Raw genomic sequence first — 24861 nt, 5'->3', positions numbered from 1 at the left:
GCATCCGCCGCAGGTTACGGCAGCGCCAGCATCCGCTCCAGGGCGGTTTTCGCGAACTTCTCGGTCTCCGCGTCGACCTCGATCCGGTTGACCACCGTGCCGTCCGCGAGGGACTCCAGGGCCCAGACGAGGTGCGGGAGGTCTATCCGGTTCATGGTCGAGCAGAAGCAGACCGTGCGGTCGAGGAAGACGATCTCCTTGTCCTCTTCCGCGAACCGGTTGGCCAGCCGCCGCACCAGGTTCAGCTCGGTGCCCACGGCCCACTTGGAGCCGCGGGGGGCGGCCTCCAGGGCCTTGATGATGTATTCGGTCGAGCCGACCTCGTCGGCCGCCGAGACCACCTCGTGCTTGCACTCGGGGTGGACGAGGACGCGGACGCCGGGGATCCGCTCGCGGACCTCGCGCACCGAGTCCAGCGAGAAGCGGCCGTGCACCGAGCAGTGGCCGCGCCACAGGATCATCTTCGCGTCGCGGAGCTGCTCGGGGGTGAGGCCGCCGCCGGGCTTGTGCGGGTTGTAGACCACGCAGTCGTCGAGGGAGAGGCCCATGTCGCGGACCGCGGTGTTCCGCCCGAGGTGCTGGTCGGGGAGGAAGAGGACCTTCTCGCCCTGCTGGAAGGCCCAGTCGAGGGCCCGCTCGGCGTTGGACGAGGTGCAGATCGTGCCGCCGTGGCGGCCGGTGAACGCCTTGATGTCCGCGGACGAGTTCATGTACGACACGGGGACCGTGGTCTCCGCGACACCCGCGTCCGTCAGCACGTCCCAGCACTCGGCGACCTGCTCGGCCGTGGCCATGTCGGCCATCGAGCAGCCCGCGGCCAGGTCGGGCAGGACGACCTGCTGCGCGGGGCTGGTGAGGATGTCGGCGGACTCGGCCATGAAGTGCACACCGCAGAACACGATGTACTCCGCCTCGGGGCGGGCGGCGGCCTCGCGCGCCAGCTTGAAGGAGTCGCCGGTCACGTCGGCGAACTCGATGACCTCGTCCCGCTGATAGTGGTGCCCGAGGACGAAGACGCGGTCGCCGAGCCGCTCCTTGGCCGCGCGGGCGCGGGCCACCAGGTCCGGGTCGGAGGGGGCGGGGAGATCGCCGGGACACTCGACTCCGCGCTCGCTCTTCGGGTCGGCCTCGCGGCCGAGCAGCAGCAGCGCGAGCGGCGTCGGCTGTACGTCCAGGGGCTGGGCGGCACTCAACGGATCCACCCTTTCTGTAAGCGCCACGGGGGCTACCCCGTCCAGGCTTCTCGTCTAACTGACGTTATCTATCATAACCGCTTCGCGTCACTTTGACGATGGGCATCGCGTCGATGTGACGCATTCCCAGCGCCGCGCGCGATGTGCGAGCATCGGGAGCAGCAAGGAAAAGTTCGTGCCGCTCCTGGAATGAATCCGGGAGGCCGTCGGTTGAAGTTGACGGCCAAGAGCAGTCCGTACAACCCGGGAGAGAAGCAGATGTCCGTTTCGGACGAGACCGCTGTAAGCGAGGGCATCATCCTGTCCGACGCCGCCGCCGCGAAGGTCAAGAGCCTGCTTGAGCAGGAAGGCCGCGACGACCTGGCGTTGCGCGTCGCCGTCCAGCCGGGTGGCTGCTCGGGCCTGCGCTATCAGCTCTTCTTCGACGAGCGCTCGCTGGACGGCGATGTCGTGAAGGACTTCGACGGTGTGAAGGTCGTCACCGACCGGATGAGCGCCCCGTACCTCGGCGGTGCCTCCATCGACTTCGTCGACACGATCGAGAAGCAGGGCTTCACGATCGACAATCCGAACGCCACCGGCTCCTGCGCCTGCGGCGACTCCTTCAACTGACAGCCGGTTCCACCGCGCGAAGGGCGGCGGGTTCCCCCCACCAGGGACCCGCCGCCCAGTCATGTCCGCCCCCTCACGCGTGGGGCGCGTTCCGCCGCGTGGGGCGCGTTCCGCGTCAGCGCCGCGGCACCACGTCGCCGTCGCGCGCGTCCACGACCTTCCGGTCGCCCAGCGCCTTGTCGAGCGTGACCTCCGTGGTCATCCGCTTGGCGATCTTCACGCAGACCTTCTTCTCCGGGTCCTTCGGCTTCGAGGTCAGGGTGATCTTCACCTTCGAGCCGGACTCGTCGGCCTTGGCCTCGTACGTGTCGCAGACGCCGCCCCAGAAGGTCAGCTTCAGCTTCTTGCCGTCCGCCTCATAGGAGTTGACCGCCTGCGAGCCGCCGCCCGAGCCGCCGCCGGTCCCGATGCCGCCGCCGCCCGGCTTCTCGGTGCCGCTGCCCGGAGTGCTGGGCGACGGGGCGCCGGAGCCGCCGGGTGCGGGCTTCTCGCCCGGCGCGCTCACCGAGTCGGACGGCTTCAGGAACTTGGGCTCCACGGCCGGGTACGCCACCGGGTACGTCCCCTTGCCGTCCGGCCGCCGCACGTCGTAGATCCACGACGGGACGAGCACCGGCTTGCCCTTCGAGGCCTGCATCGCGTAGCCGAACTCGGCGCCGACGACCTTCTCCGGGCCCTTCTTCTTCCCCGGACCGGCGGGACCGGCGGGGCTGCCCGAGCCGCAGGGCGGGCCCGGGACGAAGTCGTGCTGCTCCAGGGCGACCGCCGGCTGCGGGCGCTCCGGGTTCCCCATGTCCGGCGCCGCGCACTGCACGGAGACCCCGCCGCCCTTCTGGCGCGCCTTGTTCAGCTCGTTGAGCGTCTGGCTCGCGCTCATCACCGGGTACTCGGCGCCCTTGTCGCTGTCGCCCCAGTCACCCATCGCGTGCATGATCCGGCCGTCCTTGCCGACCAGGAACGTGCTCTCCCAGCCGTGCGTGGCCTTCCCCTCGACCCGCGGCTCGGCCGTCACCATACGGACCGCGCCGCCCGTGGTCCTCGTGTCGAGCGCGGCGTCCTCCAGGCCCAGCGTCTTCAGCACCGGCCGTACCGCGTCCTTCGCCTTGCTCTCGGAGACCGGGTCGCCCTCGCCCGCGCCGGGGCCCGGCAGGCACTGCGGCGCGCCGCCCGGCTTCTGGCCGCCGCGCAGGTGCTCCTGGCCGGGCGCCGGGGTGGCGCACCGTCCGGTCGCCGCGCCCTGGCTCATGTACGCCCACTCCGGGCCCTCGTCGCGCAGGTTGACCCCGAGCATGGGAGCGCCGGGCTTCTCCTCGCCGGAGGCCTTGACCTCCCAGTGGTCCTTCTTCTTCTCGGGCGTCCCGTCGAGCTTCAGCGCCTTGGCCAGCTCCTTGACCTGGGCCTCGGTCGCCCGCCGGTCCGTGCGGTGCACGGCCGCCGAGTCGGGCCCGTCCGGCAGGTCGGCCGCGGCCTTCAGCGCGCGGGGCCCCATCGGCTCGCCCGGCGCGATGCCGGGGCCGCCCTTGTCGGACCGGGCCGCCTCCTGGGTGCCCAGCGTGTTCCCGTCCAGGGTCAGCCGGGGCGGGGTCGGGGCGTCACCGGCGGAGGTGTCGTCACCGCCGCCGTCCGAGGCGACCGACGCCCAGTACGCGCCGCCGCCTCCCGCCAGCAGCACCGCCGCGGCGACGGAGACGACCGAAAGCTGCCTCCGGCGCCGCTGAGGTCCGGGCCGCTCCTCGGGTTCGGGGGAGAGGTCTGTGCTCACCGTATTGCTCCTTCGGCTCCACGCGTCGTGCGTCTCTGACGGCGATGGGACGGAGCCGGGAAGCGGGCGGTTCCCCTCCGGTCCGTTCAGTCCCCGTACTCGGACATGCCGTCCAGCAGACGCGCGGACCTACGGGGCACCTGGACGCCGTGCAGCGCGCGGGGCGGCACCGGGGCCCTGCCGGGCGGGGGCGTCACCACCCAGTGCGGCGTCATTTGCGCACAGTCACCGAGCAGTTGCTCCAGTGACTCGGGTTCGGTGCTCTGAAAAGCGGGCTTTTCCATGGTTCCGACGCTACGCATTCTGCGAGGTGCCCGGAAGGCCCTACTATTTGGTAATTGTGTCCTGTTCGGGGATCCGGGGGGAGCGGGTAGCGTTATTTGCGCCCGCCATTCCTCAATCAGGAGCAGAAATCGTCGTGCGTATCGCAGTCAGCGGCTCCATCGCAAACGACCACCTGATGACCTTCCCGGGGCGTTTCTCCGACCAACTGGTCGCCGACCAGTTGCACACGGTCTCGCTCTCCTTCCTCGTCGACGCCCTGGAGATCCGCCGCGGCGGTGTCGGGGCCAACATCGCCTTCGGGATGGGCCAGCTCGGTGCCCGGCCGGTCCTCGTCGGCGCCGCGGGGGAGGACTTCGAGGAGTACCGCGCCTGGCTCGAACGCCACGGCGTGGACACCGCCTCGGTCCGCATCTCCGAGGTCCTGCACACCGCCCGCTTCGTCTGCACCACCGACGCCGATCACAACCAGATCGGCTCCTTCTACACCGGCGCCATGAGCGAGGCCCGGCACATCGAACTCCAGCACGTGGCCGACCGCGTGGGCCGCCTCGACCTCGTCTGCATCAGCGCGGACGACCCCGAGGGCATGATCCGCCACACCGAGGAGTGCCGGGCCCGCGGCATCCCCTTCGCCGCCGACTACTCGCAGCAGATCGCCCGCATGGACGGCGAGGGCATCCGCGAGCTGACCGAGGGCGCGACCTACCTCTTCTCGAACGAGTACGAGAAGGAGCTGATCGAGTCCAAGACCGGCTGGAGCGACGAGGAGATCCTCAAGAAGGTCGGCACCCGCGTCACCACCCTCGGCAAGAAGGGTGCCCGCATCGACCGGCTCGGCGAGGAGCCGATCCACGTCGAGTGCCCCCAGGAGAAGGTCAAGGCCGAGCCGACGGGTGTCGGCGACGCCTTCCGCGCGGGCTTCCTCTCGGGGCTGAGCTGGGGCGTCAGCCTTGAGCGTGCGGCGCAGATCGGCTGCATGCTGGCGACTCTCGTCATCGAGACGGTGGGTACGCAGGAGTACGAGCTGAAGCGGGTCCACTTCGTGGAGAGGTTCACCGGTGCCTACGGTGAGGCCGCCGCCGAAGAGGTCCGGGCCCACCTTCCGGCCTAGCCGTTGCCCCGTGGGGCGAGCCGTCAGAGCCGGCTCGCCCCGCGAGGAGGTCTGCACAGGGGCTGCCCCTGTCCGTGCTTCGCAGTCCGCGGCCGCGTCGTGGCTGGCCGCGCAGTTCCCCGCGCCCCTGGAGGGGTCACCCCCTACTCGGGGGTCACCCTGCGTACCCGGAATGCGGACCCCTCCGCTCCCTCGTACGCGTGGCCCGTCATCTCGCACCAGGCCGGGATGTCGAGCTTGGCCGCCTCGTCGTCGGCGAGGACGGTGACCACGGTCCCGACGGGCACCGTCTTGATCACTTTGGCCAGCTCGATCACGGGCAGAGGGCACAGCTTGCCCAGCGCGTCGATCGTGTGCCCCGGCGGGGACGCGGCCGGCTCGATATGGGCCCGCACCCCCGCGACCGCGCCCGGCAGGAGCGCGAGGAAGCGCTCGACGTCCGCGTCGGAGGTGCCCGGCGGCAGGGAGACGCGGACGTTGCCCTCCGACAGCACGCCCATCGCGCGCAGCACATGGCTCGGGGTCAGCGTGCTGGACGTGCAGGAGGAGCCCGAGGAGACCGCGAAGCCCTCCGCGTCGAGGGCGTGCAGCAGGGCCTCGCCGTCCACGTAGAGGCAGGAGAAGGTGACGAGGTGCGGCAGCCGCCGTACGGGGTCGCCGACGACCTCGGCGTCCGGCACCAGCGCCGGCACCCGCGCCCTGATCCGGTCCACCAGCGCCCGCAGCCGCGCCGCCTCGGCCTCCGCCTCGGCGCGCACGGCCCGCAGCGAGGCCGCCGCGGCGACGATCGCGGGGAGGTTCTCGAAGCCGGGGGAGCGCCCGGACTCCCGCTCGTCCGCCGGGCCCGGCACGGCGAAGCGCGTGCCCTTCCGTACGGCCAGCAGCCCCACGCCCGCCGGGCCGCCCCACTTGTGCGCGCTGGCGGCCAGCAGGGCCCAGGGGCCCTCGACCGGGCCCCAGGGCAGCGACTGGGCGGCGTCCACCAGCAGCGGAACGCCCTCCTCCGCGCAGGCGGCGGCGGTCTCGGCGACGGGCTGGACGGTGCCGACCTCGTGGTTCGCGGACTGGAGGCAGGCGAGGGCCACCCCCTCGCCCGGCGCGCGGGACTCGGCGAGCGCTGCCGCGTACTCCTCCGCGCTCACTCGCCCCGTACGGTCCACCGGGATCTGCCGCACCGCGCCGCCCGTCCGCTCGTGGGCCTCGGCCGCGTGCAGCACGGAGGAGTGCTCGACGGCGGAGACGAGCAGCAGCCGCCCCGTACGGCGGCGTCCCGCGAGGGCCCCGGCGACCCCCGCGTGCACGGCGGCCGTCCCCGAAGGAGTGAAGACCAGCTCGTCCGGACGGCAGCCGACGGCCTCCGCCGCCGTCTCCCGCGCCGCGTCGAGCAGCATCCGCGCCCGCCGCCCCTCCCGGTGCGGACGTCCGGGGTCGGCCCACCCCTCGTCGAGCGCGGCGAGCAGCGCCTGGCGTGCGACGGGGTGGAGGGGAAGGGACGAAGCGGCGTCGAAGTAGGGCACGGCAGCACGCTAGCGCCCGCCGCGGGCCCGCAGCCTCCGGGCCGTCAGTTGCCGGGTGGAGCGCGGCATTCCACCCCAATGGGGTGGCGCGCGGCGCGTTACGCCCCCTCCCCGCGCGACCCCAAATGGCGTCGGCTAGGGTTTGGTCCGCATAAACATCCAAACCCTGCCCGCGCCAGGGCGGCGCCCGACCACGTAAGAGGGCCGCGCCCGACCGGCGCGGGCGAGACTCTCGGGAAGGCGCTACGTGAGTCCCAACGGCTCCGACCGCTCGTCGCGGCGCCCGATGCGGCGGAAGCTGCAGCAGGCGCTGGCCGCGGGCCTGGTCCTGGCGACCGCGTCCGGTTGCACATACAAGGACTTTCCCCGCCTCGGAATGCCCACCCCGGTAACGGACGAGGCGCCGCGGATCCTCTCCCTGTGGCAGGGCTCCTGGGCGGCAGCGCTCGCCGTGGGCGTGCTGGTCTGGGGCCTGATCCTGTGGAGCATCATCTTCCACCGGCGGTCCAGGACCAAGGTGGAGGTCCCCGCGCAGACCCGGTACAACATGCCGATCGAGGCGTTGTACACCGTGGTCCCGATCATCATCATCTCGGTGCTCTTCTATTTCACCGCGCGCGATGAGACGAAGCTGCTGGAGACCTCGAAGAAGCCCGACCACGTGATCAACGTCGTGGGCTACCAGTGGAGCTGGGGCTTCAACTACGTCGAGGACGTCGACGGCAAGGCCTCCACGGACAACACCGGGGACAAGGAACTCGACGCCATTCCGGACCGGATGGCCAAGGGCTTCCCGAAGGGCGCCGACGGTGTGTACGAGGTCGGTACGCCGGGCGAGCGGAACCCGCAGAACAACAACCCGGGTCCGACGCTGTGGCTGCCCAAGGGCGAGAAGGTCCAGTTCATCCTGACCTCTCGCGATGTCATCCACTCGTTCTGGGTCGTGCCGTTCCTCATGAAGCAGGACGTCATCCCGGGCCACGTCAACCGCTTCGAGGTGACTCCGAACAAGGAGGGCACCTTCATGGGCAAGTGTGCCGAGCTGTGCGGCGTCGACCACTCCCGGATGCTCTTCAATGTGAAGGTCGTCTCCCCGGAGCGCTACCAGAAGCACCTGGAGGACCTGGCGAAGAAGGGCCAGAACGGCTACATCCCGGCGGGTACCGCCACCACGGGCGGCGCCAAGAATGCGGAGACGAATAACCCGTGAGCATCCTCAACGAACCCCAGGGTGCCGCCGCAGCCACGGCCGAGGCAGCACCACCTCTACGCCGTAAGCAGCCCGGCAACGTCGTGGTGAAGTGGCTGACGACCACGGACCACAAGACGATCGGCACCCTTTATCTGGTCACGTCGTTCGTGTTCTTCTGCATCGGCGGCGTCATGGCGCTCTTCATGCGCGCCGAGCTCGCCCGCCCCGGCATGCAGATCATGTCGAACGAGCAGTTCAACCAGGCGTTCACCATGCATGGCACGATCATGCTGCTGATGTTCGCCACGCCCCTCTTCGCGGGCTTCACGAACTGGATCATGCCGCTCCAGATCGGTGCCCCCGATGTGGCGTTCCCGCGGCTGAACATGTTCGCGTACTGGCTGTACCTCTTCGGCTCGACCATCGCCGTGGGCGGCTTCCTCACCCCGCAGGGCGCCGCGGACTTCGGCTGGTTCGCCTACTCCCCGCTGTCGGACGCGGTCCGCTCGCCGGGCGTCGGCGCCGACCTGTGGATCATGGGTCTGGCCCTCTCGGGCTTCGGCACCATCCTCGGTGCGGTCAACTTCATCACCACCATCATCTGCATGCGCGCCCCCGGCATGACGATGTTCCGGATGCCGATCTTCACCTGGAACGTGCTGCTGACCGCCGTGCTGGTCCTGCTCGCCTTCCCGGTGCTCGCCGCCGCGCTCTTCGCACTGGAGGCCGACCGGAAATTCGGTGCCCACATCTTCGACTCCGCCAACGGCGGCGCGTTGCTGTGGCAGCACCTCTTCTGGTTCTTCGGGCACCCGGAGGTCTACATCATCGCGCTGCCGTTCTTCGGCATCATCTCGGAGATCATCCCGGTCTTCTCCCGCAAGCCGATGTTCGGCTACATCGGCCTGGTCGGCGCGACCATCGCCATCGCGGGCCTGTCGGTGACGGTCTGGGCGCACCACATGTACGTCACGGGCGGGGTGTTGTTGCCCTTCTTCTCGTTCATGACGTTCCTCATCGCCGTTCCCACAGGTGTGAAGTTCTTCAACTGGATCGGAACGATGTGGAAGGGCTCGTTGTCCTTCGAGACACCGATGCTCTGGACGATCGGATTCCTGATCACCTTCACGTTCGGTGGTCTCACGGGCGTCATCCTGGCCTCGCCGCCGATGGACTTCCACGTTTCCGACTCGTACTTCGTGGTGGCCCACTTCCACTACGTCGTCTTCGGCACCGTGGTCTTCGCGATGTTCGCCGGATTCCATTTCTGGTGGCCCAAGTTCACCGGAAAGATGCTGGACGAGCGGCTCGGGAAGATCACTTTCTGGACCCTGTTCATCGGATTCCACGGCACCTTCCTCGTGCAGCACTGGCTGGGCGCCGAGGGCATGCCGCGCCGGTACGCGGACTACCTGGACGCCGACGGCTTCACCGCGCTGAACACGATCTCGACGATCAGCTCGTTCCTGCTGGGCCTGTCGCTCCTGCCGTTCTTCTACAACGTCTGGAAGACGCACAAGTACGGCGAGAAGATCGAGGTCGACGACCCCTGGGGCTACGGCCGTTCGCTCGAATGGGCGACGTCCTGCCCGCCGCCGCGGCACAACTTCCTCACGCTGCCGCGCATCCGGTCCGAATCCCCGGCCTTCGACCTGCACCACCCCGAGATCACCGCCCTTGAGCAGCTCGAGGGGCACGGTGCGGACGACAAGGCGCTCGCCGGCAGCAAGGAGGCCGGGAAGTGAAGATCCAGGGCAAGATGTTCCTGTGGCTGTCGGTGTTCCTGCTGGCAGTAGCCGTCACCTACGGGCTCTGGTCGAAGGAGCCCGTGGGCACCACGGCCCTCTTCCTCGCCTTCGGTCTGTCGATCATGATCGGCTACTACCTGGCGTTCACCGCGCGCCGGGTGGACACCGGGGCGCAGGACAACAAGGAGGCCGACGTCGCGGACGACGCCGGTGAGCTGGGCTTCTTCAGCCCGCATAGCTGGCAGCCGCTCGCGCTCGGCCTCGGTGGCGCCTTCGCCTTCATGGGCGTGGCCCTCGGCTGGTGGCTCGTGTACGTCTCGGCGCCGCTGCTGCTGATCGGCCTCTTCGGCTGGGTCTTCGAGTACTACCACGGTGAGAACCGCACCCAGTAGGACGCGGTGAGCGGAGAATCTCCGCGAAAGCAAGGGTCGGCCCCCGGACACTCCGGGGGCCGACCCATTTGTATGCGTCCAGCGCGCCCGAATTGACGATTCTTCATATTTTGGGCCCATGAGTGACAGGTCCAACAGAACCAGGCGCCGAGCGGTGCTGAGCTGCGCCACCCTGCTGGCGCCCCTGACGGTCGGGCTGACGGCCTGCGGCGGTGACGACGCGGATCCGCTCTCCTCCGCCCCGTACGACGCGAGCGACGTCGTCGCGGTCAACGCCGGGGACGACAGCCGCACCGTGGATCCCGACAAGCCCCTCGACATCACGGCGTCCGGGGGCGAGGACACGCTCACGGACGTCCTCGCCACCGACGCGGCGGGCCGGGTGCTGCCCGGCGAACTCTCCGCCGACGGCCGCCGCTGGCGCAGCACGGCGCCCCTCGCGGCCGGTGTCCGCTACACCGTCCAGATCAGCACGGAGAACGAGGACGGCGCGCCGGGGCGCCGCACGACGCACTTCGAGACCAAGCCCTCGGACAAGCGCCTGAAGGTCACGCTGGGCCCGGACAGCGGCACCTACGGCGTGGGACAGCCCCTCACGGCGGAGCTGAGCCACCGGGTGAAGAACCCCAGGGAGCGCGAGATCGTCGAGCGCGCCCTGAGGGTCGACTCGAAGCCCCGCGTGGAGGGCGCCTGGCACTGGGTGGACAGCAAGGAGCTGCACTACCGCCCGCGCGAATACTGGCCCGCGCACGCCTCCATCACGCTCCGGTCCGCCCTCCAGGGCCTCAAGGTGCGTGACGGGCTCTACGGGGGCCCCTCCAAGCCCGTGAAGATGCGGACGGGGGACCGGGTCGAGGCGATCGCGGACGGCTCCTCGCTGGTGATGCGGGTGAAGAAGAACGGCAAGACCGTCCAGTCGGTGCCCATCACCACCGGCAAGGCCGGCTACCGCACCCGCAACGGCATCAAGGTCGTGCTGGGCAAGGAGTCCTTCGTACGGATGACGAGCGCCAGCATCGGCTCCTCCGACTTCTACGACCTGCCCGTCTACTGGGCCACGCGGCTGACCTGGAGCGGCGAGTACGCGCACGCCGCGCCCTGGTCCGTGGGCTCGCAGGGCGTCTCCAACACCAGCCACGGCTGCACCGGCATGAGCACCGGTGCGGCCCGGACGTTCTTCAACTCGATCCGCCAGGGCGACATCGTCACGCACGTCAACACGGACGGCGAGAAGATGCCCACGTTCGGGAACGGATTCGGGGACTGGAACATGCCCTGGAAGGAGTGGCGCGAGGGCAGCGCCCTGCAGAAGGGCAAGCGCGAGGGGAGCAACCCCGCCGACGCGGCGCGGCTGCGCCCCCAGGTGTGACCTCGCGGGTGTGAGATTCACGTCGTCGCACATGCCGCCGGGGCCCGGACGCGAGGTGCGTCCGGGCCCCGGCGGGTGCGGTGTGCGGCGGCTAGGCGCCCGCCAGTTCGCTGCTGTGCCCGTTGCGCAGCAGGCCCGCCAGGGCGTCCGCGAGGGTGGTCGGGTCGATCGGGTGCGAGACGACGGCCTCGGCCCTGCTCCAGGTGGCCAGCCAGGCGTCCTGCGGCCTGCCGATGAGCAGCAGCACGGGCGGGCACTCGAAGATCTCGTCCTTGATCTGGCGGCAGACGCCCATCCCCCCGGCGGGGGTGGCCTCGCCGTCCAGCACGCAGACGTCCACGACGCGCTCCTCCAGGGTGCTCAGCACCGCGGGGAGGGTCGCGCACTCGATGTACTCGACGGTGGGGGCGTCGGCGGCGGGCCTGCGCCCGGCGGCGAGCCGTACCTGCTCGCGGGTGTTGGCGTCGTCGCTGTAGACCAGCACCGTGGCGGTCGGCTGCATTGTTCCTCCGCGTTCAGGTCCGCGTACATGGTGGTCGTGCGCGCCGATGCTACTCCCTCGGACGCACCGTCAACACCGGTTCGTACGGGCCGAGGCTGGGCCATTCGAGCAGGGCACAGGGGCCGTCGGGGGACCTGACACACCGAACGGCACCCCCCGAAGTGAGGCCGGGATAAGCGACCGACATAATGTCGGTCGTGGCGACAGCAACAGCAGTAGAAACCGGGCACGCGCACCCGTCGGTCAACCGGCCGAACCTCACCAGCGTCGGAACCATCATTTGGCTGAGTTCCGAGCTGATGTTCTTCGCGGCCCTCTTCGCGATGTACTTCACCCTGCGATCGGTGACAGGAGCCGAGTACTGGAAGGAGCACGCCGATGTTCTGAACCTTCCCTTCTCGGCGACGAACACCACGATCCTGGTGCTCTCCTCCCTCACCTGCCAGCTCGGCGTGTTCGCCGCCGAGCGCGGTGACGTGAAGAAGCTCAGGGCGTGGTTCATCGTCACGTTCGTCATGGGTGCGATCTTTATCGGCGGCCAGGTCTTCGAGTACACGGAGCTGGTCAAGGAGGGGACCTCGCTCTCCTCCGGCCCGTACGGATCGGTGTTCTACCTGACCACCGGCTTCCACGGGATGCACGTGACGGGTGGCCTGATCGCGTTCCTGTTCGTCCTCGGACGGACGTACGCGGCCAAGCGCTTCACTCATCACCAGGCCACCGCAGCCATCGTCGTGTCCTACTACTGGCACTTCGTCGATGTCGTCTGGATCGGCCTCTTCGCCACGATCTACCTGATCAAGTAGTCGGTCGGGGCGCGGCCCGGGTTCCACCCCGGACCGAAGACAGACGGACACAGAAGCATCGACGCAGAAGATCCTGACACCGGGGTAATCCGTGAAAAAGCTCTCCGCACGACGGCGCCATCCGCTGGCGGCGCTCGTCGTTCTACTCTTCGCGCTGGCGGCCACCGGGGGGCTGTACACCGCGTTCGCTCCTGCGGGTGAGGCCAAGGCCGACAAGAAGTCGAGTCAGTCCCTCGCCATCGAGGAGGGCAAGAAGCTCTACGCCACCGGTTGCTCAAGCTGCCACGGGACCGGCGGCCAGGGCACCAGCGACGGGCCGAGCCTGGTCGGCGTCGGCGCCGCGGCCGTGGACTTCCAGGTCGGAACGGGCCGGATGCCGCTCCAGCAGCCGGGCGCCCAGGCTCCGAAGAAGAAGAAGGTCTACAGCCAGGACGAGACCAACCAGCTCGCGGCCTACGTCGCGTCGCTGGGTGCCGGTCCGAACCAGCCGACCAAGGAGCAGTACGACCCGAACGGCGCCGACGTCGCCAAGGGCGGCGAGCTGTTCCGCAACAACTGCGCCCAGTGCCACAACTTCACCGGCGAGGGCGGAGCGCTGACGCACGGAAAGTTCGCACCCGATCTGGGCGACGTCTCGGAGAAGCACATCTACGAGGCCATGCAGACGGGCCCGCAGAACATGCCGGTCTTCACCGACGGGGCGATGCCCCCGAAGGAGAAGAAGGACATCGTCGCCTACCTGAAGACGGTGAACAGCGACAAGTCGGACAGCCCGGGCGGCTTCAAGCTCGGCGGCTTCGGCCCTGTCAGCGAGGGCATGTTCGCCTGGATCTTCGGGCTCGGCGGCCTCATCACCGTCGCTGTCTGGGTCGCCGCTCGGACCGCAAAGGCCAAGAAGTCATGAGCGAGACTGGATCACACGAGAACGTGTCTGACGAGAACCTGCCCAGTGAGCAGGCACAGGCTCACGGCGCGGTGGAGAAGGCGGACGACCCGTTCGCCGACCCCGGACTGCCGCCGCACGAGCACCGCATCCAGGACATCGACGAGCGGGCGGCCAAGCGCTCCGAGCGCACCGTCGCCCTGATGTTCACGGTGTCCATGCTGGCCACGGTCGCGTTCATCGCGTCGTACGTGGCCTTCCCGATCGACAAGATCGTCTACGTGTGGCCGCTCGGCCGGGTCAGCATCCTGAACCTCGCGCTGGGTCTGACCCTCGGTATCGCGCTCTTCTTCATCGGCGCCGGCGCGGTCCACTGGGCCCGCACGCTGATGTCCGACGAGGAGATGGTCGACGAGCGGCACGCCGTCGCCGCCGACCCCGAGACCGAGGCCAAGGTCAAGGCGGACTTCGTGCAGGGCGCGAAGGAGTCCGGCTTCGGCCGCCGCAAGCTCATCCGCAACACGATGTTCGGCGCGGTGGCCCTGGTGCCGCTCTCCGGCGTGGTCCTGCTGCGCGACCTGGGTCCGCTGCCCGAGGACAAGCTCACCCACACGCTGTGGCGCAAGGGCAAGCTGCTCGTCAACGAGAACACCAACGAGCCGCTGCGTCCCGAGGACGTCTCCGTCGGCTCGCTGACGTTCGCCCGGCCCGAGGGCCTGGAGCACGACGACGAGGAATTCAACAACGAGATCGCGAAGGCCGCCTTGATGATCGTCCGGCTGGAGCCCGGCGACATCAAGGACAAGAAGGAACTCGACTGGTCACACGAGGGCATCGTCGCGTACTCGAAGATCTGTACGCACGTCGGCTGCCCCGTCAGCCTCTACGAGCAGCAGACGCACCACGTGCTCTGCCCGTGCCACCAGTCGACCTTCGACCTGTCCGACGGCGCACGAGTCATCTTCGGCCCCGCGGGTCACCCCCTGCCGCAGCTCAAGATCAGCGTCAACAAGGACGGCTATCTCGAGGCGCAGGGCGACTTCGAAGAGCCCGTCGGCCCGGCCTACTGGGAGCGGAAGCGATGAGCACTTCGACAGACACCGCCGCGAGCGGCGCCAAGAAGAAGGCCCCCGCGGGTGAGCGGGTCGCCGACTGGGCCGACGGCCGCCTGGGGATCTACTCCCTGGCCAAGGCCAACATGCGCAAGATCTTCCCGGACCACTGGTCCTTCATGCTGGGCGAGGTCGCGCTCTACAGCTTCATCATCATCATCCTGACGGGTGTCTATCTGACGCTGTTCTTCCACCCGTCGATGAACGAGATCGAGTACCACGGCTCGTACGTCCCGATGCAGGGCGTCCGGATGTCCGAGGCGTACGCCTCGACGCTGGACATCAGCTTCGACGTGCGCGGCGGTCTGCTCGTGCGGCAGATCCACCACTGGGCGGCGCTGATCTTCCTCGCCGCGATGATGGTGCACATGATGCGCGTCTTCTTCACGGGCGCGTTCCGCAAGCCGCGCGAGGTCAACTGGCTGTTCGGCTTCCTGCTGCTGGTCCTCGGCATGTTCACCGGTCTGACCGGCTACTCCCTGCCGGACGACCTGCTGTCCGGCACCGGTGTCCGGTTCATGGACGGCGCGATCCTGTCGGTGCCGATCGTCGGCACGTACCTGTCGATGTTCCTGTTCGGCGGCGAGTTCCCCGGGCACGACATGGTGGCGCGGTTCTACTCGGTGCATGTGCTGCTGCTGCCGGGACTCATGCTGGGCCTGCTGGTGGCCCACCTGATCCTGGTCTTCTACCACAAGCACACCCAGTTCGCGGGCCCCGGCCGGACGAACAAGAACGTGGTCGGCATGCCGCTGCTGCCGGTCTACATGGCCAAGGCCGGAGGCTTCTTCTTCCTCGTCTTCGGCGTCATCGCGGTCATCGCGGCCTGCTTCAGCATCAACCCGATCTGGGTCCTCGGCCCCTATCGGCCGGACCAGGTGTCCACGAACGCGCAGCCCGACTGGTACATGGGCTTCCCCGAAGGCCTGGTGCGGGCGATGCCAGGCTGGGAGATCAGCGTCTGGGGCGGCCATACGCTCGTCCTGGGCGTGATGATCCCGGTCGTGGTCCTGATGCCGCTGGTGCTCGGCGTCATCGCGGCCTACCCGTTCATCGAATCCTGGGTCACCGGCGACAAGCGCGAGCACCACATCGCGCAGCGGCCGAGGAACGCGCCGACCCGTACGGCGTTCGGCGCGGCCTGGATCAGTTGGTACTTCGTGATGCTGATCGGCGGCGGCAACGACCTGTGGGCCACGCACTTCCACCTGTCGATCAACGCCGTCACCTGGTTCGTCCGTATCGGGTTCTTCGTGGTCCCGGTGCTCGTCTTCATCGCCACCAAGCGGATCTGCCTCGGCCTCCAGCGCCGGGACAGGGAGAAGGTGCTGCACGGGCGCGAGTCCGGCATCATCAAGCGCCTGCCGCACGGTGAGTTCGTCGAGGTCCACGAGCCGCTCAGCCAGGAGCAGCTCCACACCCTCACCGCGCACGACCAGTACGAGCCGGTCGAGATCGGTGCGGGGACCGACGAGAACGGCGTCGAGCGGAAGGTCACCCGCGGGCAGAAGCTCCGGTCGAAGCTCTCCAAGGGCATGTACGGCGAGGAGAGCCAGATCCCGAAGCCGACGGCCGAGGAGTACAAGGAGATCACCAGCGGTCACGGCCACCACTGAGGCAACCGTGCCGCGCTAGCTGTCACGCCACCTGAGAGGGGCTCCCGGGACTCGTCCCGGGAGCCCCTCTCGGCTTGTGGACAGGGGGGAACGGGGCGGTCGGCGGCCGATAGGGTGGGAGCCCCTTTTCGTATCCCGCCAGGAGTGATCCCCATGAGCGCTGCTACCCCCGCCGGAGGCGACACCATGGCGGCGCACACGTGGCCGGACGTCCTGGGCTCCCTCGTGGCCGGTGAGGACCTCTCCGCGGACGCCACGGCGTGGGCCATGGACCGGATCATGCAGGGCGAGGCGAGCGACGCGCAGATCGCGGGCTTCGCGGTGGCCCTGCGGGCCAAGGGCGAGACCGTCGAGGAGATCTCCGGCCTCGTCGAGGCGATGTACGGGCACGCGCGCACGATCGAGGTGCCCGGCCCCTCCGTCGACATCGTCGGCACGGGCGGCGACCGGGCCAAGACCGTCAACATCTCGACGATGTCCGCGATCGTCGTCGCGGGCACCGGCGTGAAGGTCGTCAAGCACGGCAACCGGGCCGCGAGCAGCGCCAGCGGCGCCTCCGACGTCCTGGAGAAGCTCGGCGTCAACCTGGAGCTGTCCCCCGAGCGGGTCGCCGAGGTCGCGGGCGAGGCGGGCATCACCTTCTGCTTCGCGGTGAAGTTCCACCCCGCGCTGCGCCACGTCGGCACCGCGCGCAAGGAGCTGGGCATCCCCACGCCGTTCAACTTCCTGGGCCCGCTCACCAACCCGGCCCGGGTCCGCGCGCAGGCCACGGGCGTGGCCGACGCCCGGATGGCGCCGATCCTCGCCGGGGTGCTGGCGGCGCGGGGCTCCTCCGCGCTCGTCTTCCGGGGCGACGACGGGCTGGACGAGCTGACGACGACGGCCACGTCCACCGTGTGGGTCGTCCGGGACGGCACCGTGCGGGAGGAGTCGTTCGACCCGCGTGACGTGGGCATCGAGCTGGTGCCCGTCGAGGCGCTGCGCGGCGCGGACGCCGCGTACAACGCGGATGTCGCCCGGCGGCTGCTCGGCGGCGAGGGCGGTCCGGTGCGGGACGCGGTCCTGCTCAACTCCGCCGCGGCGCTGGTCGCCCTGGAGCCGGGGTCCGCTCCGCTGGCCCGGCAGATCGGGGCCGCGATGGAGCGGGCCGCCGAGTCCATCGACTCCGGCGCTGCCCGGGACGCGCTGGAACGCTGGGTCGCGGCGACCGCTGCCGGCTGAGCAGGGGGGTGCCCCTTCCCGCGCGTGGCGGGGTGCCGCGCCGCTGTGGCCGGGCGCGCGGTTCCCCGCGCCCCTGAAGGGGCCGGGTCAGCCCTTCGCCGCCTCCTCCAGGACGTTGATGTCCAGCTTGCGCATCGTGAGCATCTTCTCGGTGGCGCGGGCTGCGCGGGCCGGGTCTGATTCGTCCATCAGCTCGAAGAGGCGGCGGGGGACGACCTGCCAGGACAGGCCGTACTTGTCCTTGAGCCAGCCGCACTGGCCCTCCTCGCCGCCGTCCGCGGTGAGGCGGGCCCACAGGTCGTCGACCTCCTGCTGGGAGTCGCAGCCGATCTGGAGCGAGACCGCCTCGGTGAACGGGAACTGGGGGCCGCCGTTGAGGCCGATCAGCGGCTGGCCCGACAGCTCGAAGGTGACGACGAGGACGCTGCCGGGCTCGCCGGGGCCCGCCTCGCCGTGGTGCTGGATGTGGGTGATGCGGGAGTCGGGGAAGAGCGTGACGTAGAAGTTCGCCGCCTCCTCGGCCTGGCCGTCGAACCACAGGCAGGGTGTGATCTTGTGGAGCGTCTGCATGATGCCTCCTTGGCTTCACGGGCGGACAGTGGATAGACCCGGCCCGGGGCCGGAACTCATCGCTGGTTCCATGAGAGGGGTCCCCCCTGGACCTTTTCCGTGGTTCCTCCGCAAGATCAGCATGGCCCGTATGGCAGACACCGCGACCCCCGATCTCCTCGTCCGCGGCGGCACCGTGCTCACGTTCGATCCCGCGGGGCGGCGGGCGAGCGCGCTCGCCGCGCGCGACGGGCGGATCACCGCGATCGGCGACGACCGCGAGCTGTCCGCGCTCGCGGGCCCGGGCACCCGGGTCCTCGAACTCGGCGGGCGCACCGCGATCCCCGGCTTCGTCGAGTCCCACAACCATCCCCTCTTCTTCGGCTTCGCCCTCGCCGCGCCCGTCGACGCCGGGTCGCCGCCCAACGACCGGATCGCGGACGTCGTGGAGCGCGTCGCCGCGGCCGTACGGGAGCGGCCGGACGGGGAGTGGGTGCGGGGTTTCCGGTACGACCACACGCTGCTCGCCGACCGGCGGCACCCCACCCGGCACGACCTCGATCCCGCCTCGCCCCGGAACCCGGTCGTGCTCACCCATGTGACCGGGCACTTCTGCACCGTCAACTCGGCGGCGCTGCGGCTCCTCGGGATCGGCCGCGAGTCGCCCGACCCGCCCGGCGGCCGGATCGAGCGGGACGCGGCGGGGGAGCCGACGGGGGTGCTCGTCGAGACGGCCGCGTTCCTCGTCAACGCCCAGCTCCCGGCGCCCGACGAGGAGACCGTCGCGCACGCGCTGCGGCTGGCCGACCGCGAGTACCTGGCGCACGGCATCACCACCGTCCACGACACCGGCACCGGGCTCTTCGGCGGGCCCGGCGAACTCGCGCTCTACCGGAAGCTGTCCGCCGCCGGTGAGCTGGGCACGCGCGTACGCAGCTATCTCGCGCACCAGGCCTTCGCGGGCGAGGACGGGCGGATGCCGACCCCGGCGCAGCTCGGGGACGCGGGGGACGGTGAGCGGTTCCGGCTCGCCGGGGTGAAGATCATCGCCGACGGGTCCATCCAGGGCGGCACCGGCTGTCTCGCCGAGGGCTACCACCGGCACCCCGACGAGCACGGCATGATGCTCCAGTCCCCGGAACGGCTCGCCGAGATGATCGCCGACGTCGACGCCGCGGGCTGGCAGGCGGCCGTGCACGGCAACGGCGACGCGGCGATCGAGGCCATCGTCTCCGCGTACCGCCGGGTGGACAGCGCCGCGCGGCGGCACCGTATCGAGCACTGCCAGACCGTGCGCGAGGACCAGCTCGACCGCATGGCCGAACAGGGCGTCCTGGCCTCCTTCTTCGTCAAGCACGTCTACTACTGGGGCGACGGGCACCGCGACGAGTGGCTCGGGCCCGACCGCGCCCGCCGCATCAGCCCGCTCGTCTCCGCGCGGCGCCGCGGCATCGTCCACGGGCTGCACTCGGACACGCCCGTCACGCCCGTGCCGCCGCTGGAGGGCGTGTGGTGCGCGGTCGCGCGCCGTACGCGGGACGGGCACACGCTCGGGCCCGAGCAGGCGGTCGAGGTCGAGCAGGCCCTGCGCGCGTACACGGTCGACGCCGCCCATCTCGCCGGAGAGGAACGGGAGAGCGGCACGCTGGAGACCGGCAAGTACGCCGACCTCGCGGTGCTCCCGGACGACCCGACGGCCGTGCCGACCGAGGCGCTGCGCGAGATGCGCGTCGAGGCGACCGTGGTCGGCGGGCGCGTGGCGTACGAGGCGGGCGCGTGAGCGCGCCCGGGGCGCTCGCGGCCGTACGGAGCTGGCCCAGCGTCCTCGTCGGGCTCGGCATCCCGGCCGTCGCGCTGCTCGGCGGGGTGACGCTGCTGTCCGGCTCGGGCGCGCGGGTGCTGGGCTGGCCGGTGCTCTACCTCTGGGTCTTCTGCTGCTTCCCGCTCACCACGCTCTGCCTCGCGGTGAGCTGGCGGGTCTTCGACAGACCGCACTACCGGGAGGAGGGGGCCGGGTCGTGATCGCCGTCATCGTCGCACTCGTCCTCGCCGGGGCCATGCTGCTGGCGCTGCTCGCGGGCCGGATCAGCAGGGGCGGCGGGATCTCCGAATTCCTCGTCGGCGGGCGCTCGTTCCCCGCCTGGCTGATCTACTTCCTCGCGGTCGGCGAGGTCTACAGCATCGGCGCGATGATCGGCTTCCCCAGCGGCGTCTACGCCGAGGGCGCGTCGTCCGCCGTCTGGTTCATGGGCTACATCCTCCTCGCGTACGCCCTCGGCTACTTCCTCGCGCCCCTCGTGTGGCGCGCCGGACACCGCTACGACGCGATGACGATCCCCGAGCTGTTCGGGCGGCACTTCGGCAGCCGCGCGCTGGAGGTCGTCGCGGCGCTGACGATGCTGGTGGCGCTGATCCCGTGGGGGCAGTACCAGTTCATCGGGCTGCGCACCGTGCTCGGCGCGATGGACCTCCGGCTCACCCCGGTCCAGTGCGTGGCCGCCGCCGGGGTGCTGGGCTTCCTCTACGTGGCGGTCTCCGGCGTCCGTTCGCCCGCGTTCGTGTCCGTGCTCAAGGACACGCTGATGGTGCTGGGCGTGGCCGCCGTCGGGATCGCGGCCGTGATGAAGGCGGGCGGCGTCGAGCGGGTGACGGGCGCGCACGCGGTGCCGGTGGACAGCGTCACGATCCACGGCAGCCGGCTCACGTACACGCTGACGACCATCGTCTTCCAGGCCGTCGTCTTCTATCTCGCGTTCGGCGCCGCGTACATCTTCCCCGCCAGGTCCGAGGCCGCGGTGAAGAGTTCGACCGTGTGGATGCCGCTCTACATGCTGATGTTCCCCTTCCTCGTGCTCGCCTCCTACTGGGCGCTGCACGCGAAGCCGGACCTCAAGGACCCCAACACCGTCTTCCTCACCGCCGCGCGCGAGGTGCTGCCCGAGTGGCTGGTCGGCCTCGTCGCCGCCGGGGCCGCGCTCAGCGGGGTGCTGGTCCTCGCGGTGACCGCGCTCAACGTCAGCGGCGTGGTGACCCGGACCCTGATGCGGGGCGCGCGCACGGACGTGCAGCGGCGGGCGTCCACGCTGGTCGTCGCGGGCTTCATCGTCGTCGCCGCGCTGCTCACGCTCTACGCCGCCGCGCTCATGCTGACCGTCCTCAACCTCACGTACATGCTGCTGGCGCAGCTCGTGCCCGCGTGGATCGCGCTGCTGTGGTCGCGCCGTACGTCCGCCGCCGGGGCCGCCTGCGGGATGGCCGCAGGGGTCGCGGTCGCCATCGTGCTGTACGTGCGGCACACCGAGTTCTGGGGCGTGAACCCCGGGCTGGTGTCGATGGGGATCAATGCGGCGGTGCTGGTGGTGTGGACGCGCGTACGGCCGGGGGCGGTGCGGGAGCCGGTCGCGCTGCCGTCGGACCCGTCCGGTCCGTCGGATCCGGCGCCCCTCACACCGGAGAAGGCGGCCGGGTGAGGAAGAGCTTGCGCCCGTGTTACGTGAGGACACGGTGAGGTAATAGCCCCTTTCTAACGTCGGAGCTCCTGCCAGCAAGTGGAGGAGGCCGACGTGGCACAGCGGTGGATCGCCGAGTGGGAGCCCGAGGACCCCGGGTTCTGGGCGCGCGAGGGGCGGCGGACCGCGCGGCGGAACCTCTTCCTCTCGGTCTTCGCCGAGCACATCGGCTTCGGGGTGTGGAGCCTGTGGTCGGTGCTGGTGCTGTTCATGACCGCCGAGAACGGCTTCGCGCTCACCCCCGACGACAAGTTCCTGCTGGTCTCCGTCGTCTCGCTGGTCGGCGCCGCGCTGCGGCTCCCGTACGGCTTCGCCGTCACCCGCTTCGGCGGCCGGAACTGGACGGTGTTCAGCGCGCTCGTGCTGCTCGTGCCGACGGGGCTCGCGGCGGTGCTCGTACGGAACCCGGACACCCCGTTCTGGGCGCTGCTCGTGTGCGCCGCCGTCGCGGGGCTCGGCGGCGGCAACTTCGCCTCGTCCATGGTCAACATCAACCGCTTCTTCCCCGAGCGTGAGAAGGGCTGGGCCCTCGGGCTCAACGCCGGGGGCGGCAACCTGGGCGTGGCCACCGTGCAGCTCGCCGGGCTCGCGGTCATGGGCGCCGCGGGCGTCGCGCACCCCGAGATCCTGCCGCTGCTCTTCGTGCCCGCGCTGCTGCTCGCCGCGCTCCTCGCGTACCGGCGGATGGACAACCTGGCGGCGGCCCGCACGCAGCGGGGCGTCCACCGGGCCGTGCTGCGCGACCGGCACTGCTGGATCCTGTCGGTGCTCTACGTCGGCTCGTTCGGCTCGTTCATCGGCTACAGCTTCGCCTTCGGCCTCGTCCTCCAGAACGACTTCGGGCGCACGCCCGCGCAGGCCGCCGCGCTCACCTTCCTCGGGCCGCTGCTCGGCTCGCTGGCCCGGCCCGTCGGCGGGCGGCTCGCGGACCGGTGGGGCGGTGCCCGCGTCACCGTAGGGGCGTTCCTCGGCATGGGGCTCGGGACGCTGGGCGCGCTGGGGGCCTCGGCCGCCGGGTCGCTGCCGCTGTTCGTCGCCGCCTTCGCCGCGCTCTTCGTGCTGACGGGGCTGGGCAACGGGTCCACGTACAAGATGATCCCCGGCATCTACGCCGCGACCTCCGCCTCCCGCGAGGAGGGCCGCAGGCGGGCCGGGGCCGTCATCGGGATCTCCGGCGCGGTGGGCGCGCTCGGCGGGGTCGGGGTCAACCTCGCGTTCCGGCAGTCGTACCAGGCCACGGGCGACGGCGTGCCGGCGCTCAGCGCGTTCCTGGCCTTCTACGCGCTCTGCGCGACCGTGACCTGGGCCGTCTATCTGCGCCGCTCGCCCGTCGCCGCCGACCCGGTGTGGGCGTGAGGCGCGTGAGCACCCCTACTCATTGCCCGTACTGCGCCCTCCAGTGCGCGATGACCCTCACGCCCGACGCCGCGACCGGTGAAATCGCCGTCACCCCGCGCGCGTTCCCCACCAACCGGGGCGGCCTGTGCCAGAAGGGCTGGACGTCCGCCACGCTGCTCTCCTCGGCCGAACGGCTCACGACCCCGCTCGTACGGGACGCCCGCGGCGGCGAGCTGCGCCCGGCGGGATGGGACGAGGCGCTGGACCTGGTCGCCGGGCGGTTCGCCGCGCTGCGCGCCGCGCGCGGGGCCGACAGCGTCGCCGTCTTCGGCAGCGGCGGGCTGACGAACGAGAAGGCGTACGCGCTGGGCAAGTTCGCCCGCGTCGCGCTCGGCACCTCGCAGATCGACTACAACGGCCGGTTCTGCATGTCGTCCGCGGCCGCCGCCGGGAACCGGGCCTTCGGGCTCGACCGCGGCCTCCCCTTCCCGGTGACCGACCTGGACGACTCCGAGTGCGTCGTCCTCGTCGGCGCGAACCCGGCCGAGACCATGCCGCCGCTCATGGGCCACCTCGACCCGGCCCGGCTGATCGTCGTCGACCCGCGCCGTACGGCCACCGCCGAGGCCGCCGTCGAGGGCGGCGGGCTCCATCTGCAGCCCTCGCCCGGCACGGACCTCGCGCTGGCGCTCGGGATGCTCCATCTCGCCCTGGTCGACGGCCACCTGGACACGCCCGCGCGCCGTGCGTACCGGGAGGAACGGACGCGCGGCTGGGCGGACGTACGGCGTACCGCCGCGCGCTGGTGGCCCGAGCGGGTCGAACGGCTCACGGGCGTCGCCGCCGCCGACCTGCGCCGGGCCGTCGCCGTGCTGGCCGGGGCGCGGCGCGCGCACATCCTCACCGGGCGCGGCGCCGAGCAGCACAGCAAGGGCACGGACACCGTCTCCGCCTGGATCGGCCTCGCGCTCGCGCTGGGCCTCCCGGGCACGGCGGGCTCCGGATACGGCTGCCTCACCGGGCAGGGCAACGGGCAGGGCGGGCGCGAACACGGCCAGAAGGCCGACCAGTTGCCCGGCTACCGGCGCCTCGACGACCCCGCCGCGCGGGAGTGGGTGGCCGGGGTGTGGGGCGTACCGCCCGACTCCCTGCCGGGGCCCGGGCGCAGCGCCTGGGAACTGCTGGACGCGCTCGGCACGCCGGGCGGCCCCTCGGCGCTGCTCGTGATGGGCTCCAACCCGGCGGTCTCGGCGCCCCGTTCGCGCCGGGCCGTCGAACGGCTGCGCGCCCTCGACCTCCTCGTCATCGCCGACTTCGTCCTCTCCGAGACGGCCGCGCTCGCCGATGTCGTCCTGCCCGTCGCCCAGTGGGCCGAGGAGTCCGGGACGACGACCAGCCTGGAGGGCCGCGTCCTGCGCCGCCGCCGCGCCGTGCCGCCCCCGCCGGGCGTACGGACGGACCTGGAGGTGCTGCGGGGGCTCGCCGTACGGCTGGGCCGTACGCCGGACGACTTCCCGGCCGACCCGGACACCGTCCTCGCCGAACTGCGGCGCGCCTCGGCGGGCGGCCCCGCCGACTACTCGGGCGTCACGCCGGAACTGCTGGACGAGGGGGAGCCGCTGCACTGGCCGGCGCCCCTCGGGTCCGCGGGCACGCCCCGGCTCTTCCTCGACCGGTTCGCGCACGAGGACGGGCGGGCGCGGTTCGTGGACGTCGAGCACCGGGAGGCGGGCGAGGAGCCCGACGCGGAACTGCCGCTGTACGCGACGACAGGGCGGGTGCTCCAGCACTACCAGTCGGGGGCGCAGACCCGGAGGGTGCCGGAGCTGAACGCGGTCGTCCCCGAGGCGTACGTCGAGGTCCACCCCGACACCGCGCGCGGCGCCGGGCTCGGGGACGGCGACCCCGCGCGGGTCGTCTCGCGGCGGGGCAGCGTCCTCGCCCGTACCCGGTACGTGGCGAGCATGCGCCCCGACACCGTCTTCCTCCCCTTCCACTTCCCGGGCGACGGCGCCGCCAACGGACTCACCAACCCCGCGCTCGACCCGGTGAGCCGGATGCCGGAGTTCAAGGTGTGTGCGGTACGGCTGGAGGCGGCCTCATGAGCCCCGTGAGCTCCGTGAGTCCTGTGGGCCCCGTGGGTC

22 protein-coding genes are annotated in these 24861 nt (G+C 70.8%); 16 read left to right on the top strand and 6 right to left on the bottom strand.

The window, feature by feature from the left end; genetic code table 11:
• Positions 1 to 14 precede the first annotated feature (14 nt).
• Positions 15 to 1193 (bottom strand): quinolinate synthase NadA, encoded by a 1179-nt coding sequence (gene nadA / locus ABD343_RS17915; RefSeq protein ID WP_344529255.1) that lies wholly within the window; start codon positions 1191 to 1193, stop codon positions 15 to 17.
• Between the two features lie 258 nt (positions 1194 to 1451).
• On the opposite strand from nadA, the gene ABD343_RS17910 reads away from it, so the two are divergent.
• Positions 1452 to 1805: a HesB/IscA family protein gene (locus ABD343_RS17910; RefSeq protein WP_114017239.1), complete on the top strand. Its 354-nt coding sequence runs from the start codon at positions 1452 to 1454 to the stop codon at positions 1803 to 1805.
• Positions 1806 to 1920: 115 nt separating this feature from the next.
• On the opposite strand, the gene ABD343_RS17905 is transcribed toward ABD343_RS17910, so the two are convergent.
• The gene (locus tag ABD343_RS17905; RefSeq protein WP_344529250.1) at positions 1921 to 3567 is read right to left on the bottom strand and encodes a hypothetical protein; all 1647 of its coding nucleotides are present in this window, start codon (positions 3565 to 3567) and stop codon (positions 1921 to 1923) included.
• An 86-nt stretch (positions 3568 to 3653) separates the two neighbouring features.
• Positions 3654 to 3782: a hypothetical protein gene (locus tag ABD343_RS17900; RefSeq protein WP_425578208.1), complete on the bottom strand. Its 129-nt coding sequence runs from the start codon at positions 3780 to 3782 to the stop codon at positions 3654 to 3656.
• A 203-nt stretch (positions 3783 to 3985) separates the two neighbouring features.
• On the opposite strand from ABD343_RS17900, the gene ABD343_RS17895 reads away from it, so the two are divergent.
• Positions 3986 to 4963 (top strand): carbohydrate kinase family protein, encoded by a 978-nt coding sequence (locus tag ABD343_RS17895; protein ID WP_344529246.1) that lies wholly within the window; start codon positions 3986 to 3988, stop codon positions 4961 to 4963.
• Between the two features lie 143 nt (positions 4964 to 5106).
• Here the strand turns inward: ABD343_RS17895 and ABD343_RS17890 are convergent, their stop codons facing one another.
• Positions 5107 to 6480 (bottom strand): cysteine desulfurase/sulfurtransferase TusA family protein, encoded by a 1374-nt coding sequence (locus ABD343_RS17890; RefSeq protein WP_344529244.1) that lies wholly within the window; start codon positions 6478 to 6480, stop codon positions 5107 to 5109.
• Between the two features lie 247 nt (positions 6481 to 6727).
• On the opposite strand from ABD343_RS17890, the gene ctaC reads away from it, so the two are divergent.
• From ctaC to ABD343_RS17870, 4 genes are all read left to right on the top strand, one after another.
• On the top strand, positions 6728 to 7690 hold the full coding sequence (gene ctaC, locus ABD343_RS17885) for an aa3-type cytochrome oxidase subunit II (protein WP_344529242.1): 963 nt from the start codon (positions 6728 to 6730) through the stop codon (positions 7688 to 7690).
• Positions 7687 to 9417: an aa3-type cytochrome oxidase subunit I gene (ctaD, locus tag ABD343_RS17880; RefSeq protein WP_344529241.1), complete on the top strand. Its 1731-nt coding sequence runs from the start codon at positions 7687 to 7689 to the stop codon at positions 9415 to 9417. Before ctaC ends, ctaD begins: the two co-directional genes overlap by 4 nt.
• Positions 9414 to 9812, top strand: a complete 399-nt coding sequence (locus tag ABD343_RS17875; protein ID WP_344529239.1) for a cytochrome c oxidase subunit 4 — start codon at positions 9414 to 9416, stop codon at positions 9810 to 9812. Before ctaD ends, ABD343_RS17875 begins: the two co-directional genes overlap by 4 nt.
• Before the next feature lie 118 nt (positions 9813 to 9930).
• Positions 9931 to 11181 carry a L,D-transpeptidase gene (locus ABD343_RS17870; protein WP_344529237.1) on the top strand — a complete coding sequence of 417 codons (1251 nt, stop codon included), beginning with the start codon at positions 9931 to 9933 and terminating at the stop codon, positions 11179 to 11181.
• Between the two features lie 91 nt (positions 11182 to 11272).
• Here the strand turns inward: ABD343_RS17870 and ABD343_RS17865 are convergent, their stop codons facing one another.
• The gene (locus ABD343_RS17865; protein ID WP_344529235.1) at positions 11273 to 11683 is read right to left on the bottom strand and encodes a hypothetical protein; all 411 of its coding nucleotides are present in this window, start codon (positions 11681 to 11683) and stop codon (positions 11273 to 11275) included.
• A gap of 188 nt (positions 11684 to 11871) precedes the next feature.
• Here ABD343_RS17865 and ctaE point away from each other — a divergent pair, with 188 nt between their 5' ends.
• The 5 genes from ctaE (at position 11872) to trpD (ending at position 17321) form a co-directional block, all read left to right on the top strand.
• On the top strand, positions 11872 to 12489 hold the full coding sequence (ctaE, locus tag ABD343_RS17860) for an aa3-type cytochrome oxidase subunit III (RefSeq protein ID WP_344529233.1): 618 nt from the start codon (positions 11872 to 11874) through the stop codon (positions 12487 to 12489).
• Between the two features lie 91 nt (positions 12490 to 12580).
• Complete coding sequence (gene qcrC / locus ABD343_RS17855; protein WP_344529231.1) at positions 12581 to 13393, top strand: cytochrome bc1 complex diheme cytochrome c subunit; 813 nt, start codon at positions 12581 to 12583, stop codon at positions 13391 to 13393.
• On the top strand, positions 13390 to 14457 hold the full coding sequence (gene qcrA / locus ABD343_RS17850) for a cytochrome bc1 complex Rieske iron-sulfur subunit (protein WP_344529229.1): 1068 nt from the start codon (positions 13390 to 13392) through the stop codon (positions 14455 to 14457). Before qcrC ends, qcrA begins: the two co-directional genes overlap by 4 nt.
• Positions 14454 to 16100, top strand: a complete 1647-nt coding sequence (qcrB, locus tag ABD343_RS17845; protein ID WP_344529228.1) for a cytochrome bc1 complex cytochrome b subunit — start codon at positions 14454 to 14456, stop codon at positions 16098 to 16100. Before qcrA ends, qcrB begins: the two co-directional genes overlap by 4 nt.
• 153 nt (positions 16101 to 16253) lie before the next feature.
• A complete protein-coding gene (trpD, locus tag ABD343_RS17840; protein ID WP_344529226.1) occupies positions 16254 to 17321 on the top strand; it encodes an anthranilate phosphoribosyltransferase in 1068 nt (355 codons plus the stop codon).
• 87 nt (positions 17322 to 17408) lie between these two features.
• On the opposite strand, the gene ABD343_RS17835 is transcribed toward trpD, so the two are convergent.
• A complete protein-coding gene (locus ABD343_RS17835) occupies positions 17409 to 17891 on the bottom strand; it encodes a VOC family protein (RefSeq protein ID WP_344529224.1) in 483 nt (160 codons plus the stop codon).
• 130 nt (positions 17892 to 18021) lie between these two features.
• Here ABD343_RS17835 and ABD343_RS17830 point away from each other — a divergent pair, with 130 nt between their 5' ends.
• From ABD343_RS17830 to ABD343_RS17810, 5 genes are all read left to right on the top strand, one after another.
• The gene (locus ABD343_RS17830) at positions 18022 to 19650 is read left to right on the top strand and encodes an amidohydrolase (protein ID WP_344529222.1); all 1629 of its coding nucleotides are present in this window, start codon (positions 18022 to 18024) and stop codon (positions 19648 to 19650) included.
• Positions 19647 to 19892, top strand: coding sequence for a DUF3311 domain-containing protein (locus ABD343_RS17825; protein ID WP_344529221.1), 246 nt, complete (start codon positions 19647 to 19649; stop codon positions 19890 to 19892). The genes ABD343_RS17830 and ABD343_RS17825 overlap by 4 nt, the downstream gene beginning before the upstream one ends.
• The gene (locus tag ABD343_RS17820; RefSeq protein WP_344529220.1) at positions 19889 to 21340 is read left to right on the top strand and encodes a sodium:solute symporter family protein; all 1452 of its coding nucleotides are present in this window, start codon (positions 19889 to 19891) and stop codon (positions 21338 to 21340) included. Before ABD343_RS17825 ends, ABD343_RS17820 begins: the two co-directional genes overlap by 4 nt.
• 93 nt (positions 21341 to 21433) lie before the next feature.
• Entirely contained in the window at positions 21434 to 22735 is a 1302-nt protein-coding gene (locus ABD343_RS17815; RefSeq protein WP_344529218.1) for a nitrate/nitrite transporter, read from the top strand.
• A gap of 5 nt (positions 22736 to 22740) precedes the next feature.
• On the top strand, positions 22741 to 24822 hold the full coding sequence (locus ABD343_RS17810) for a molybdopterin oxidoreductase family protein (RefSeq protein WP_425578207.1): 2082 nt from the start codon (positions 22741 to 22743) through the stop codon (positions 24820 to 24822).
• Positions 24823 to 24861: the final 39 nt, after the last annotated feature.

Source organism: Streptomyces albiaxialis (assembly GCF_039530985.1).
Classification (GTDB): Bacteria; Actinomycetota; Actinomycetes; order Streptomycetales; family Streptomycetaceae; genus Streptomyces; species Streptomyces albiaxialis.
The sequence above is the reverse complement of the archived record's forward strand: the minus strand, read 5'-3'. Positions and strand labels throughout refer to the sequence as shown.

Excerpts from the sequence above, each read along its gene's own strand:
- ABD343_RS17910 (WP_114017239.1), top strand. The coding sequence starts at position 1,452 with ATGTCCGTTTCGGACGAGACCGCTGTAAGCGAGGGCATCATCCTGTCC.
- ABD343_RS17900 (WP_425578208.1), bottom strand. The coding sequence starts at position 3,782 with ATGACGCCGCACTGGGTGGTGACGCCCCCGCCCGGCAGGGCCCCGGTG.
- ABD343_RS17870 (WP_344529237.1), top strand. The coding sequence starts at position 9,931 with ATGAGTGACAGGTCCAACAGAACCAGGCGCCGAGCGGTGCTGAGCTGC.
- ABD343_RS17865 (WP_344529235.1), bottom strand. The coding sequence starts at position 11,683 with ATGCAGCCGACCGCCACGGTGCTGGTCTACAGCGACGACGCCAACACC.
- ctaE (WP_344529233.1), top strand. The coding sequence starts at position 11,872 with ATGTCGGTCGTGGCGACAGCAACAGCAGTAGAAACCGGGCACGCGCAC.
- qcrA (WP_344529229.1), top strand. The coding sequence starts at position 13,390 with ATGAGCGAGACTGGATCACACGAGAACGTGTCTGACGAGAACCTGCCC.
- qcrB (WP_344529228.1), top strand. The coding sequence starts at position 14,454 with ATGAGCACTTCGACAGACACCGCCGCGAGCGGCGCCAAGAAGAAGGCC.
- trpD (WP_344529226.1), top strand. The coding sequence starts at position 16,254 with ATGAGCGCTGCTACCCCCGCCGGAGGCGACACCATGGCGGCGCACACG.
- ABD343_RS17835 (WP_344529224.1), bottom strand. The coding sequence starts at position 17,891 with ATGCAGACGCTCCACAAGATCACACCCTGCCTGTGGTTCGACGGCCAG.
- ABD343_RS17830 (WP_344529222.1), top strand. The coding sequence starts at position 18,022 with ATGGCAGACACCGCGACCCCCGATCTCCTCGTCCGCGGCGGCACCGTG.